We start from the raw sequence: 13,161 nt of genomic DNA, 5'->3' as shown, positions 1-13,161 counted from the left end.
GGCGATCGCGAGGCAGAGCAGAACCAGGAAGCACCAGCTGGGGGCGGTCGGCGCTCGTGGTCGCGCCGACCGCGCCGAGCACGTCCGCCCACAGCTCGCCCGCCTCCTCCTGCGCGCGGGCCAGCTCCTCGCGGAACTGCGCGTCCCGGCTCGTCAGGTAGAGCGCGGGCAGCGACGCGGGGTCGAAGTCGCGGACGACGACCTCGCAGCCGAGCCGCTCCACCGCCCGCTGCGCCGCCGCGAGGAACGGCCGCAGCGCCAGCTCCGCCGCCGGGTCGAGGACGCCGAAGGTGGTGGTCAGCTCGGCCGCGTCCAGCCGCGCGAGCCGGATGTCGGGATCGAGGTCCGGCAGCCGCTCGATGATCTCGGTGTCGTGGACGTAGCCGCCGTTGACCAGGCCCACGCCCTGGGCGCCCGCGACCGCCGCGAGCCGCCGGAACTCGTCCACGTCCGCGGTGAACCGGCCGTCCGGGTGGCGGCGGCGGAACTCGTGCAGGGTCATCGGCCCGGAGGACGTCTCGTACTCCAGCCACCGGTCGACGATCCGCAGCATGTCGTCGTCGTGCAGGGCCATCGCCTTGACGCCGAGCTGGTGCAGCCGCAGGAAGGCCCGCAGCCGCGCCGGGTCGGTCTCGGCGAGCTTCACCAGCCACTGCCGCAGCACCTCGCCGAGGCCGTGCCGGGTCGATTCGAGCAGCTCGTCCTCGTAGAGGGCCTCGCGGCTCGCGGTCGGCCGCAGCTCCCCCGCGTCCACGACGCAGCGCGCGAAGAACGCCCAGTCGGGAAGCAGTCCCTCGACGCTCTCGGCCAGCAGCATCCGCTTCAGGTAGACGCGGTGCGCGGCGCGCGCGGACGGCGACACCGGTTCGGGCAGGACGAACGCGACGCCCGTCAGCCCGGCCTCCGGCACGTCGAGGTCCACGACGTCGAACGGGGTGAACCCGCAGACCTCCTCGCAGTACCGCTCCAGCGCCCGCCTGCGGTCGGCGGGATCGCGGTAGGACGCCCGCCACGGCGGCCCGTCGCCGGTGACTGCCACGCCGTCCACGACCAGCTCGACCGGGAGGAGCGACCCGTAGGTGGCGGCCAGCTCGGCGACGACCGGCGGGCTGAGCAGCTCCCCCGCGCCCGGCCGCGCCCGCAGCGTCACCGTCGTGCCCGGCTCGTCGCGCTCGCCCGGCTCGACCAGGTAGCTGCCCTCGGACCGTCCCGTCCACCGGACGGCGCCGCCGCCGCGCGCGGACCGCGTCACGACCTCGATCTCGTCCGCGACGAGGAACGCCGACAGCAGCCCGATCCCGAACTGGCCGAGGAAGTCGTGCCGCGCGAAGCCCAGTTCGTCCCGCTTGGACGACCGCCCGATGGTCGCCAGCAGCGTGTGCACCTCGTCCTCGGTCAGGCCGACGCCGTCGTCGTGGACGCGCAGCACGCCGCCGCCCGTCTCGATCTCGACGCGGCCGCCGGCGCCGCGCGCGGTGATCGCGTCCACCGCGTTCTGCAGCAGCTCCCGCAGGTAGACGCGCGGGCTCGCGTAGAGGTGGCGGCTCAGCAGATCCACCACGCCCCGCAGGTCCACCTGGAACGCCTGTTCGGCCACCGGCACGCCTCCCCCGATCACTTTCCGAGCGATCACACCCTAGCGACCGATACCGACGCATTCAGATCATTTGCCGTCGCCACCGCGTGATCGCCGCCCCGCCGCCGCCCGGAATCGGCCCGGACGCGGACGAGCCCCGGACCACGGGGTCCGGGGCTCGTCGGCGCTCAGGTCAGATGAGGCCGAGCTTGCGGACCGCCTCGCGCTCCTCCGACAGCTCCGCGACGGACGCGTCGATCCGGGCGCGGGAGAAGTCGTCGATCTCCAGGCCCTGGACGATCTCCCACTTCCCGTCCGCGGCGGTGACCGGGAAGGAGGAGATCAGGCCCTCGGGGACGCCGTAGGAGCCGTCCGACACGACCGCCATCGACGTCCAGTCGCCGTCGGCGGTGCCGTTCACCCAGGTGTGCACGTGGTCGATCGCGGCGGACGCTGCCGACGCCGCCGACGACGCGCCCCGCGCCTCGATGATCGCGGCGCCGCGCTTGGCGACGGTCGGGATGAAGGTGTTCTCCAGCCAGTCCTGGTCGTTCACCGTCTCGGCGGCGTTCCTGCCGGCGATCTCGGCGTGGAACAGGTCCGGGTACTGCGTGGCGGAGTGGTTGCCCCAGATCGTCATCCTGCGGATGTCGGAGACCGAGGCGCCCGTCTTCTTCGCCAGCTGCGCGAGGGCGCGGTTGTGGTCCAGGCGCGTCATCGCGGTGAACCGCTCGGCCGGGACGTCCGGCGCGTGCTGCTGCGCGATCAGCGCGTTGGTGTTGGCCGGGTTGCCGACCACGAGGACCTTGACGTCGTCGGCGGCGCCGGCGTTGATCGCCTCGCCCTGCGGCTTGAAGATGCCGCCGTTGGCCTCCAGCAGGTCGCCGCGCTCCATGCCCTTCGTGCGCGGGCGGGCGCCGACCAGCAGCGCCACGTTCGTCCCCTCGAACGCCCGGCCGGCGTCGTCGAAGATGTCGATGCCGGACAGCAGCGGGAACGCGCAGTCGTCCAGTTCCATCGCGGTGCCCTCCGCGGCCTTCACCGCCTGCGGGATCTCCAGCAGGCGCAGGCGTACGGGCACGTCCGCGCCGAGGAGGTGCCCGGACGCGATGCGGAACAGCAGCGCGTAGCCGATCTGGCCCGCGGCGCCGGTAACGGTAACGGTGACTGGGGTGCGAGTCATGCGTCCTTCTCCTGCTGTGACCTGACGGGGCTCAGGCGGCCATCCTTGGGAACCCGACCGCCCGAGAGGCCGCCCGCCCGCACTCCGTCGCGCGGGTTCTCTCGCCGTCGAGATAGTTGCGGTGCCAGGCTATCGCGCACGTCCCGCCCGCCACCGCGCAGGTGTGCCTCCCGGCACGCCCCCCGCCCCGAACAGGCGGAAGGCCGTCCCGGACGGATCCGGAACGGCCTTCACCCCGTATGCGCGGGGGCGACCGGCGAGGTGCTAGCCGCCGATCTTCTTCTGGAGGTTGGTGTCGAGCGCCTCCAGGAAGCCCTGCGTGGTCAGCCAGGGGGTCTCCCCGCCGACGAGCAGGGCGAGGTCCTTGGTCATCTGGCCGCTCTCGACGGTCTCGATGCAGACCTGCTCCAGCTTGCGGGCGAAGTCGATGACCTCGGGCTGGCCGTCGAGCTTGCCGCGGTGCTCCAGCCCGCGCGTCCAGGCGAAGATGGACGCGATCGGGTTGGTCGACGTCGGCTTGCCCTGCTGGTGCTGCCGGTAGTGCCGGGTCACCGTGCCGTGCGCGGCCTCGGCCTCGACGGTCCTGCCGTCGGGGGTCATGAGGACGGAGGTCATCAGGCCGAGGGAGCCGAAGCCCTGCGCGAGGGTGTCGGACTGGACGTCGCCGTCGTAGTTCTTGGCGGCCCAGACGAACCCGCCCTCCCACTTGAGCGCGGCCGCGACCATGTCGTCGATCAGGCGGTGCTCGTAGGTGAGGCCCTTGGCCTCGAACTCGGCCTTGAACTCGGTCTCGTAGATCTCCTGGAAGAGGTCCTTGAACCGGCCGTCGTAGGCCTTGAGGATCGTGTTCTTCGTCGACATGTACAGCGGCATCCCGCGGCTCAGCGCGTACCGCATGCTCGTCCGGGCGAAGTCGCGGATCGAGTCGTCGTAGTTGTACATGCCCATGGCCACGCCGCCGCCGGGGAACGAGGCGACCTCGAACTCCATCGGCTCGTCGCCGTTCTCGGGGGTGTAGGTGATCGTCACCTTGCCCGGGCCCGGCACGACGAAGTCGGTGGCCTTGTACTGGTCGCCGTGGGCGTGGCGGCCGATGATGATCGGCTTCGTCCAGCCGGGGACCAGGCGCGGGATGTTGGAGACAACGATCGGCTCACGGAAGATCACGCCGCCCAGGATGTTGCGGATCGTCCCGTTCGGGGACCGCCACATCTTCTTCAGGCCGAACTCTTCGACGCGCGCCTCGTCGGGGGTGATGGTCGCGCACTTCACACCGACGCCGTGCTCCAGGATGGCCTTGGCGGCGTCGACGGTGACCTGGTCGTCCGTGGCGTCACGGTGCTCGATCCCCAGGTCGTAGTACTTCAGGTCCACATCGAGGTAGGGCAGGATCAACTGGTCCTTGATGAATTTCCAGATGATCCGCGTCATTTCGTCGCCGTCGAGTTCGACGACCGGGCCCGCTACTTTGATCTTGGGCATGCTGTTGCTGTCCCTTTCCTACACCTGGCCAGCAGTCCTTGTAAGGCTCAACTGGCAAGGCTAGCCGAGGCGGTCATGAGGTCTAGACCTGGCCTTGCCCTGGGACCCGCCGCCTCCGGCCTGACCTGCGGCGACGCGCTAGCCCGGGGGCTCCTTGGCCGTCCGGGAGGAGCGCCCGGCGAGGAGCAGCCGCGCCCCGCGCACCATCATCGTGAACGCGATCAGCACGCCGAACGCGCCGGCGAGGACGAGCCCGGTCTTGTTCATCGGCGGGACGCTCAGCGACACGAACGCGACCATCTCGCCGAGGATCACGAGCGTCCAGCAGTCGACCGACCGGCTCCGGACGGCGAGCGGGCCGAGCTGCGACTCGGGGAGCAGCAGCCGGGCCAGCGCGCCGATGAGCAGCGCGGCGGCCATCAGGCCTGAGCCCTTGCGGAAGTAGTTGAAGGCGCACAGCGTGAGCCCCGCGCCGACGCCGCTGAGCACGAGGAGGTACGGCAGCCGCGCGAGCCAGTGCGGGGCGGCGCTCCTCCGACGCGGCGCCTTGCGCCTGCGCCGGTGCACCTGGGTGCTCATGGCACTCACGGTATAGGCAATCGGGCCCCGGCACGACATCGCGCACCCCTCCGGCGGGAGCGGTCCGCGGGGGGACGCGAATGAGTCGGGGCGGAGACGCAAGCGAGGCGGCGGGGGGAGCGTCCGGTTTGTCACACGCCGCCGAAATGCGGATGGGACCTATGTGCTCAAGGTGATGGCCGAGAGCCCGGAATCCCCTGCGCCATCGGTCCTACTCGCCAGTAGGAGGGTGTGACGGCATGGCACCCGGGTAACCCGGCAGACAGGGGTCGCTAACTAGCTGGGAGGACTGCCGTGGAGGGGCCGTTCATGCGGATCGAGGACAGCGGGCTGGTGGTGCCGCTGCGCCCCGACGTGACGACGGTCGGGAGAGGGAGAGGAGTGGACATCCGCCTCGACGACCCGTCTGTGTCCCGTTTGCACGCAGAGATCGTCCGACGTGGCCCGTACGTCTACGTGGTGGACATGGGCCTGTCCCGCAACGGGACGCGCGTCAACGGCCGGCCGATCGCCCGCCGTGTGCTGGAGGACGGTGACGTCGTGAGCTTCGGCACGGCGCGCTGCCGCTTGGGGGGCATCCCCCGTGAGGAGGTCGACCCGGACGTCGAACTGCGGCGCGCCGTCGCGCCCGAGCTCACCCGCCGGGAGGTCGACGTGCTGACCTCGCTGTGCCGGCCCGCACTGTCCGACGAGGCGTTCGTGGCGCCGGCCACGGCGCGCGACATCGCCGGCGAGCTGGTCGTCACGGAGGCCGCGGTCAAGCAGCACCTGCTGCGCCTCTACCAGAAGTTCCGGATCCCCGAGGGCGCCAACCGGCGCACCCGGCTCGCCAACGAGGTCATCGCGATGGGCCTCGTCCGCCCGCTGCCGCCGGTGCACGTGCCCCAGCAGGGCCGTCCGCCGATGGACGGGCGCGTCCCCGGGGTGCGCGGCACCACCGAGACGCGCCGGCCGGGCGCCACCGGCCACGCGCACGGCCCGGGCCGTCCGGCGCACAGCACGGCCGCGGGACGGAGGGCCAGCTGATGTGAGACCCGCGGTCGCCCTCCCCGGCAGCGCGACAGGAGGGCGATCGCTCAGCCCCCGATGAGGCCGCGTAAGTGACGGCGCGGCCCAGGGACTCGCCGGCGGGGGCCGCGGCCCGTGCCCGGCCGGCCCGGCGGGGCCGTCCGGTCGGGCTGGTGGTCAGACGGCCTGCCCTGTGGCCTGCTCGGCGGCCTCGACGACGTTCGCGAGGAGCATGGCGCGGGTCATCGGGCCGACACCGCCGGGGTTGGGCGCGACCCAGCCGGCGACGTCGCGGACGTGGGCGGCGACGTCCCCGGCGAGCTTGCCGTCCACGCGGGACACGCCCACGTCGAGGACGGCGGCGCCGGGCCTGACCATGTCGGCGGTGATGAGGCCGGGCACCCCGGCCGCGGCCACGACGATGTCGGCCTTGCGGGTGTGCTCGGCGAGGTCGCGGGTGGCGGTGTGGCAGAGGGTGACGGTCGCGTTCTCGGTGCGGCGGGTCAGCAGCAGGCCGAGGGAGCGGCCGACGGTGATGCCGCGGCCGACGACGGTGACCTCGGCCCCCTTCAGCGGGACGTCGAAGCGTCGCAGCAGCTCGACGATGCCCTTCGGCGTGCACGGCAGCGGGCCCGGCTGCATCAGGACGAGCCGGCCGAGGTTGACCGGGTGCAGGCCGTCGGCGTCCTTGACGGGGTCGATGCGCTCCAGCACGCGCTGCTCGTCGAGGCCCTTCGGGAGCGGCAGCTGGACGATGTAGCCGGTGCAGGCGGGGTCGGCGTTCAGCTCGGCGACGGCGCGCTCCACCTCGTCCTGCGAGGCGGTGGCGGGCAGGTCGCGGCGGATGCTCTCGATGCCGACCTCGGCGCAGTCGCGGTGCTTCATGTTCACGTACGAGTGGCTGCCGGGGTCGTCGCCGACCAGGACGGTGCCGAGCCCGACGGAGACGCCGCGCTCGCGCAGCGCCTCGACGCGGACCTTGAGGTTCGAGCGGATCTCGGCGGCCGTGGCCTTGCCGTCCAGAATCTGTGCCGTCATGCGTTCCTCCGCGTGGATCTCGGCGGGACCGGGCCCCGGGCGCACAGCCCGGCCGGATGGGTCCCGTCCACCCAGGCGCGCGGTGTCCGGACTGTCGTTCGCTCCCCGGTGGTGATCCACCTTGACCGCGCCAGTCGCGTAGGCCCCCATGCTAACCGGCCGCCCGGAGACGGCGGGCCCCGCGGCTCCGTGGAGGAGGCCCCCCAGCGAGTGGCTTGCGGAAAAGGGCGCCGAGTGGCTCTGCCGGAGGCCGCCCCCGGGGTCCTAGCGTGCTCCGCATGAACGAGGAATGGTTCGAGCGGCCCGTCCTGACCGGGCGGTACGTGCGGCTGGAGCCGCTGTCCGCGGAGCACGCCCCGGGCCTGTTCGAGGCGTCCAAGGACCCGGACCTGTGGACGTGGATGAGCCAGCGCCGGCCGGAGAGCGTCGCCGACATGCGCGCGCAGGTCGACCAGGCGCTGGCGGCCTGCGAGCGCGGGCTGCGCCTGCCCTGGGTCCAGATCGACGCGGTGACCGGGGAGGTCGCCGGGACGACGTCGTACTACGAGATCTCCCCGTCCGACCGCGGCCTGTGCATCGGCCACACGTGGATCGGGGCGCGGTGGCACCGGACGGGGCTCAACACCGAGGCGAAGCTGCTGCTCATGGGCCGCGCGTTCGCCGACCTGGGGGCGATCCGGGTCGGCTGGCACACGCACGTGAGCAACGAGCGGTCGCGCGCGGCGATCGAGCGGCTCGGGGCGGCGTTCGAGGGCGTCCACCGGAAGCACCGGATCCGCGCGGACGGCTCGATCCGCGACACCGCCGTCTACGCGATGACGGACGACGACTGGCCCGCCGCCGAACGCGCCCTGCGCGCGAGACTGCGCTGACGGCCGGTGGGCGGGGCGCTCAGTCCTCGGAGCGCTGGCGCCAGCCGATGAGGCGGTCGGTGCCGTGCCAGCCGAGCTGGGCGGCGAGCACCGCGGCCAGGAACGCGGCGACCAGCCCGATCACCTGGCGCGACTCCATCAGCAGCAAGTCGGCCTGGTAGACGACGCCGAGCATGAGGGACATCAGCAGATTCATCCTGCCTCCACCACGGAACGCCCGCGCCGGGGTCAAGGGAGGGTCACAGGGGGGCGCGGCAGCCTGAGGGTACCTGCCCGGCGGCCGTGTGTGGTCCCGCGCCGCGGAACGGGTCGCGCGAGGGCGGCCGGGCGGGCCGCCGTCAGTGGATGATCGCGATGAAGATCAGACAGCAGATGATGTTGACCATCCAGCTGTTGTTCGTCATCCACTCCCGCGCGCGGGGCATGGCGCGCTCGGCGCGCCGGTGGAACAGCAGCACGGCGAGCAGCGGCAGCGCCGCGACCAGGAGGGTGGCCCCGACGAAGACGGCGGCCTCCGCCGCGCCCTCGTGGTGCTGCTCCAGGTTGGCCCCCACCGTGAGCATCACGATGATGTCGGAGGGCATCAGGATGATCAGCAGCAGCCCGGTCTTGAACGCCCGGCCCGGCCCGGCGTTCATCAGCGAGCCGAGCCACTTGGGCGGTTCGATCGTGGCCCGTTTCACGTAGTTGCGCACGATGGCGGCCAGCAGCAGCGCGATCAGCACATACTGGACGATCTTGCCGACCGAGCTGTCGTCGGACGGCTTGCCGATGTCCACGCTGTTGCCCACCAGCGCGAAGATGCCCCGCGCGGCGGCGACGCCCGCGCTCGCCGAGATGGCCACGCCCGCCAGGAACGCCAGGGAGACCCGCACGGGCCTCGGGGTCGTCACCAGGATGATCGCCGACATGATCTGGGGACCCGCCATCATCGTGATGGCCAGCGGGAGCACCTGAAAGCTCATGGCCCCTCCCCGCCGTGGCTCCCGCCGCACGGGAGACGCCCCTCGTCAGGGCTCACGCTAGAGGAGCGACCGGGGCTCGATCCGCCGGCCGGCGCGTTCTTGACCGGGAGCTGATCCTTTTTTCTGCCCCGAGGTCCGCCCGATGGCCCGCGCCAGGGACGCGGCTGACCCGCGTCTGGGGAGCGCGGACGCGACGCCCCGCGGCGGCACGGGCCGGGAAGCGCGCAGGCGCGCCGGCGGGACGTTCCCCGCCGGCGCGCCCGGCGGACGGCGCGCCTCGCGGCCCCTCAGTGGAAGAAGTGCCGGACGCCGGTGAAGTAGAGGGTGATGCCGGCCTTCTCCGCCGCGGCGATCACCTTGTCGTCGTTGACGGACCCGCCCGGCTCGACGATCGCGCGGACGCCCGCCTCGGCCAGCACCTCCAGGCCGTCCGGGAACGGGAAGAACGCGTCGGACGCGCCCACCGACGCCGCGGCCCGCTCCTGCCCGGCCCGCGCGACGGCGAGCTTGGCGGAGTCGACCCGGTTGACCTGGCCCATGCCGACGCCGACGGTGGCGCCGTCCGCGGCCAGCAGGATCGCGTTGGACTTCACCGAGCGGATCGCCCGCCACGCGAACGCGAGGTCGCGCAGCGTCGCCTCGTCCGCGGCGGCGCCGGTCTTGAGCTCCCAGGAGGACGGGTCGTCGCCGGGGGCGTCCACGCGGTCCACGTCCTGCAGCAGCACGCCGCCGTCGACGCGCCGGTACTCGACGCCGCCCGCCGGGGCGTCCGGGCAGACCAGCAGGCGGATGTTCTTGAAGCGGTCCTTCAGGACCGTCACGGCCTCGTCCTCGAAGGACGGGGCGACCAGCACCTCGGCGAAGCTCTCGGTGACCTGGCGGGCCATCGCGGCGGTGACCGGCCGGTTCGCCGCGATCACGCCGCCGTACGCCGACACCGGGTCGCAGGCGTGCGCCCTGCGGTGCGCCTCGGCGATGTCCGCGCCGACCGCGATGCCGCACGGGTTGGCGTGCTTGATGATCGCGACGCACGGCTCGGTGAAGTCGTAGGCGGCGCGGCGCGCGGCGTCGGTGTCGACGTAGTTGTTGTAGGACATCTCCTTGCCGTAGAGCTGCTCGGCCCCGGCCAGGCCGCTCTCGCCCGGCGAGCGGTACAGGGCGGCCCGCTGGTGCGGGTTCTCGCCGTACCGCAGGGTGTTCGAGCGCTCCCAGGTGGCGCCGAGGAAGTCGGGCCACCGCGTCTCGGCGGCGGTCTCGTCGGGCGCGTAGTCGCCGGCGAACCAGGACGCGACGGCCACGTCGTAGGACGCGGTGTGCGCGAACGCCCGCGCGGCCAGGCGGCGGCGCTCGTCCAGGGTGAAACCGCCGGCGTTCACGGCGTCCAGGACCGTCCCGTAGGCGGACGGGTCCACCACGACGGAGACGCTCGCGTGGTTCTTCGCGGCGGCGCGGACCATCGTGGGCCCGCCGATGTCGATCTGCTCGACGCACTCGTCCGGCGTCGCGCCCGAGGCCACCGTGTCGGCGAACGGGTACAGGTTCGCGACCACGAGGTCGAACGGCTCGACGGCCAGGTCGTCGAGCTGCTGGAGGTGGTCCTCCTTGCGCCGGTCGGCGAGCAGGCCCGCGTGCACCTTCGGGTGCAGGGTCTTGACCCGTCCGTCCAGGCACTCGGGGAACCCGGTGAGCTTCTCCACCCTCATCACCGGGACGCCGGCCGCGGAGATCCGGCCCGCCGTCGACCCGGTCGAGACGATCTCCACTCCGGCCTCGTGCAGGCCGCGGGCCAGCTCCTCCAGCCCGGACTTGTCGTACACGCTGATCAGCGCGCGCTTAATCGCCACCCGACTCACCGGTCGAGCTCCCCTCTTGATCGGACGAACCCCTGCCAGACGAACCGCTGTCGGACGGACCCGGGGCGGAGGTCTCGCCGCCGGGCGAGTCCGCGCAGGTCCGGCACTTCATCGAGACCCGCCTGCCGCGCACGGTCCACCCGTCGCGGGCCAGCCGTCCGACGACGTCGACCAGGAGCCGGCGCTCCACCTGCTTGATCCGCTCGTGCAGGGAGTCTTCGTCGTCATGCCAGCCCACGGGGACGGTCTCCTGGGCGATGACGGGTCCGGTGTCCACGCCTTCGTCGACGAAGTGAACCGTACAGCCCGTGACCTTCACCCCGTACGCCAGGGCGTCCCGTACGGCGTGCGCGCCGGGGAAGGACGGCAGCAGCGCGGGGTGGGTGTTGACCGTCCGGCCGCCGAAGCGCGCCAGGAACCGCGGGCCGAGGATCTTCATGAAGCCGGCGGACACCACGAGGTCGGGCTCGTGCTCGGCGACCGTCTCGGCGAGCGCCGCGTCCCAGTCGTCCCGGGACGGAAAATCCGGTATGCAGAGAGTGAAAGTCGGCAATCCCGCCCGTTCGGCGCGTGCGGTTCCGCCGATATCGGGGCGGTCCGCCCCCACGGCCACCACTTCCGCCCCGTAGGCTGGATCCGCGCACGCGTCGAGCAGCGCTTGTAGGTTGGTCCCCGCGCCGGAGACGAGGACGACGAGCCGGGCGGACACCTTTTCTCCCCGGTGGACGTTGCTGGGACGACACGAAGCCTATCGGGCGACCTCGGCGCGGCCTCACCCCAGACCGCCCGAACCGGAAGCCCGCCCGAACCCAGACCCGTACGAACGCAGACCCATACGAACGCAGACCGTACGCACACCCCGCATGGAACCGAGATGCGCACGCCCCAGGAGGAGAAGAACGTGAGCGACCAGCCGGACCGTCCGGCCCAGCCCGAAGACCGCCCCGACGGGCGGCCGGCGGGAGAGCCGCCAGCGGGACCGCGCCAGGGCGGGCGAGGCACCGGCTGGCGGGCCCTGTGGCTCGGCGGCATCGCCCTGCTGACCGCGTTCTTCTTCTACCCGCTCGGCCTGGTGCTCGGCATCGCCGCGCTCGTCGTCGGCGTCAAGGCCCGCCGCAGCGCCCGCCGCACGCACGACGCCGCCCCCGGCGCCGTCCCCGGCATCGTGCTCGGGACGATCGGGCTGGTGTTCTCGCTGCTGTCGGTCTCCCTGACGGCGTTCCTGTGGACGGAGCTGAGCGGCTACCAGAGCTGTGTCAGCGCGTCCAACACCACCACCGACAAGCAGGCGTGCCGCGCCGAGTACTACCCGAAGATCGAGAAGAAGCTCGACCTGCCCGCCGGCAGCATGGACAAGTACGGCGACCTGCTCTGACCCACCGGCTCCCCCCGGTCGGGACGGAGCGGTCTAGGCGTCCTGGTCGGGGTCGTCCCGGAGGACGTAGATGGCGCCGCCCCGGTTCTCGGTTCGTCCCGAGTCCTCGCGGGGCGGCGGGACGGGGCGCCGCTCCTCCGCGGGCTCCCGCTCGCCGGGCTCGTGGTGCACGCCGAGATCTCGGTGCCCGCCGGGCTCCTCGGGCTCCAGGTGCCCCTCGACGACGATCGTGCCGTCGCTCGGCGGCTGGGGCTCGTCCTCGGCGAGATCGGGCGCCGGATCCGTCCGGCGGCGGGGCCGCCGGGGCGCGAGGACGGGCTCGGCCTCCTCGAACTCCAGCGGGTCCGGGGCGTGCGGGGCCTTCGGCGCCGGCTCGGGCGGGCCCTCGGGGCGCAGGTCGTAATCCCCGGGGACGGGCGCCGACAACGGCACGGCGGGCTCCGGGACGGTCCGCACCGGCTTCTTCGGCTTGCCGGGCTTCTTCGCCGCCTTCTTGGAGGGGGCCTTCGCGGCAGAGGCCTTCTTGGCCGCCCGCTTCTTGGACGGGGCGCGCGCCGGACGCCGCAGCACCATCCAGTTCGCCACCCACGCCGCGATCGCCGCCGAGATCCCCACCTCCAGGGCCGCCAGCAGCCCCACCTGCCACGCCGACGGGCCCACGGTCGCCATCCGTCCGCCGCCCAGCGGCCCTCCCGCCAGCGCGCTCAGCAGCGCCGCGACGGCCCCGGTCAGGGCGCCGGACACGAAGCCCCACAGCGGCGCGCCCTCCGACACCGGGCTCGGCAGGGACCGGATCGTCAGGACGCCGCCCACCGCGCCGGCGACGAAGGGCGCGGCCAGCGCCAGCAGTGAGATCGCGGGGGCCGGGCCCGGCTGGGGAAGGGCCGCGAGCGGCGGGAACGCGGGCACGGCGTTCAGGAACACCCCGGTCGGGGAGACGCTCGTCCCGGCGCCGACGGAGAAGCCCGGCCCGACCGCGTACGCCATGCCCCAGATCGCCGCGTTCGGGAGGAAAGCCAGCTCGACCAGCAGCAGGAGGACGCCGCCGACGGCGCCGGGGGCGAGCATGTCGTAGAGGTCGCCGGCGTCCGACAGGTGCGCGGCGAGGGACCCGCCGACGAGCAGCGCGCCGGACGCGAGCAGCACGCTCAGCGACCCCGCCACGCCGATCACCAGGGAGCGCGGCCGCTCGGGCAGCAGCCGCAGCAGCGCGCCCAGCCCGGACCGGAC

Annotated in this window: 13 protein-coding genes and 1 riboswitch; of the genes, 3 read left to right on the top strand and 10 right to left on the bottom strand. The window is 72.9% G+C overall.

Annotation, left to right across the window (positions count from 1 at the left end):
- From AB0C69_RS25165 to AB0C69_RS25150, 4 genes are all read right to left on the bottom strand, one after another.
- Nucleotides 1-1,597: HSP90 family protein (locus AB0C69_RS25165; protein WP_360357570.1), on the bottom strand; the 1,597-nt coding region annotated here is incomplete at its 3' end.
- 172 nt (nt 1,598-1,769) lie between these two features.
- Entirely contained in the window at nt 1,770-2,759 is a 990-nt protein-coding gene (locus tag AB0C69_RS25160; RefSeq protein WP_353835087.1) for a malate dehydrogenase, read from the bottom strand.
- A 264-nt stretch (nt 2,760-3,023) separates the two neighbouring features.
- On the bottom strand, nt 3,024-4,241 hold the full coding sequence (locus tag AB0C69_RS25155) for an NADP-dependent isocitrate dehydrogenase (protein WP_360357568.1): 1,218 nt from the start codon (nt 4,239-4,241) through the stop codon (nt 3,024-3,026).
- A gap of 138 nt (nt 4,242-4,379) precedes the next feature.
- On the bottom strand, nt 4,380-4,820 hold the full coding sequence (locus AB0C69_RS25150; protein ID WP_345176682.1) for a DUF3017 domain-containing protein: 441 nt from the start codon (nt 4,818-4,820) through the stop codon (nt 4,380-4,382).
- Nucleotides 4,821-5,114: 294 nt separating this feature from the next.
- Here AB0C69_RS25150 and AB0C69_RS25145 point away from each other — a divergent pair, with 294 nt between their 5' ends.
- Nucleotides 5,115-5,846: an FHA domain-containing protein gene (locus AB0C69_RS25145; protein ID WP_345176679.1), complete on the top strand. Its 732-nt coding sequence runs from the start codon at nt 5,115-5,117 to the stop codon at nt 5,844-5,846.
- A gap of 159 nt (nt 5,847-6,005) precedes the next feature.
- Here the strand turns inward: AB0C69_RS25145 and AB0C69_RS25140 are convergent, their stop codons facing one another.
- Complete coding sequence (locus AB0C69_RS25140; protein WP_360357566.1) at nt 6,006-6,866, bottom strand: bifunctional methylenetetrahydrofolate dehydrogenase/methenyltetrahydrofolate cyclohydrolase; 861 nt, start codon at nt 6,864-6,866, stop codon at nt 6,006-6,008.
- A 62-nt stretch (nt 6,867-6,928) separates the two neighbouring features.
- A riboswitch (ZMP/ZTP riboswitch) is annotated at nt 6,929-7,014 on the bottom strand.
- Between the two features lie 130 nt (nt 7,015-7,144).
- Between AB0C69_RS25140 and AB0C69_RS25135 the strand changes: the two genes are divergently transcribed.
- Nucleotides 7,145-7,738, top strand: a complete 594-nt coding sequence (locus AB0C69_RS25135) for a GNAT family protein (protein WP_345176673.1) — start codon at nt 7,145-7,147, stop codon at nt 7,736-7,738.
- A gap of 19 nt (nt 7,739-7,757) precedes the next feature.
- On the opposite strand, the gene AB0C69_RS25130 is transcribed toward AB0C69_RS25135, so the two are convergent.
- The 4 genes from AB0C69_RS25130 to purN form a co-directional block, all read right to left on the bottom strand.
- Nucleotides 7,758-7,934, bottom strand: coding sequence for a hypothetical protein (locus AB0C69_RS25130; protein WP_179837580.1), 177 nt, complete (start codon nt 7,932-7,934; stop codon nt 7,758-7,760).
- Between the two features lie 142 nt (nt 7,935-8,076).
- Nucleotides 8,077-8,703: a GAP family protein gene (locus tag AB0C69_RS25125; protein WP_345176671.1), complete on the bottom strand. Its 627-nt coding sequence runs from the start codon at nt 8,701-8,703 to the stop codon at nt 8,077-8,079.
- Between the two features lie 287 nt (nt 8,704-8,990).
- Complete coding sequence (purH, locus tag AB0C69_RS25120; protein WP_353835748.1) at nt 8,991-10,556, bottom strand: bifunctional phosphoribosylaminoimidazolecarboxamide formyltransferase/IMP cyclohydrolase; 1,566 nt, start codon at nt 10,554-10,556, stop codon at nt 8,991-8,993.
- A complete protein-coding gene (gene purN, locus AB0C69_RS25115; protein WP_360357563.1) occupies nt 10,537-11,265 on the bottom strand; it encodes a phosphoribosylglycinamide formyltransferase in 729 nt (242 codons plus the stop codon). Before purN ends, purH begins: the two co-directional genes overlap by 20 nt.
- Nucleotides 11,266-11,430: 165 nt before the next feature.
- Here purN and AB0C69_RS25110 point away from each other — a divergent pair, with 165 nt between their 5' ends.
- The gene (locus AB0C69_RS25110; RefSeq protein ID WP_345176665.1) at nt 11,431-11,931 is read left to right on the top strand and encodes a DUF4190 domain-containing protein; all 501 of its coding nucleotides are present in this window, start codon (nt 11,431-11,433) and stop codon (nt 11,929-11,931) included.
- Nucleotides 11,932-11,964: 33 nt separating this feature from the next.
- On the opposite strand, the gene AB0C69_RS25105 is transcribed toward AB0C69_RS25110, so the two are convergent.
- Nucleotides 11,965-13,161: DUF6350 family protein (locus tag AB0C69_RS25105; protein WP_360357560.1), on the bottom strand; the 1,197-nt coding region annotated here is incomplete at its 5' end.

The sequence above is a fragment of the Actinomadura sp. NPDC048032 genome (genome assembly GCF_040653175.1).
In the GTDB taxonomy this organism is placed as follows: Bacteria; Actinomycetota; Actinomycetes; order Streptosporangiales; family Streptosporangiaceae; genus Spirillospora; species Spirillospora verrucosospora.
This window is presented reverse-complemented; position numbering and strand designations above follow the sequence as displayed.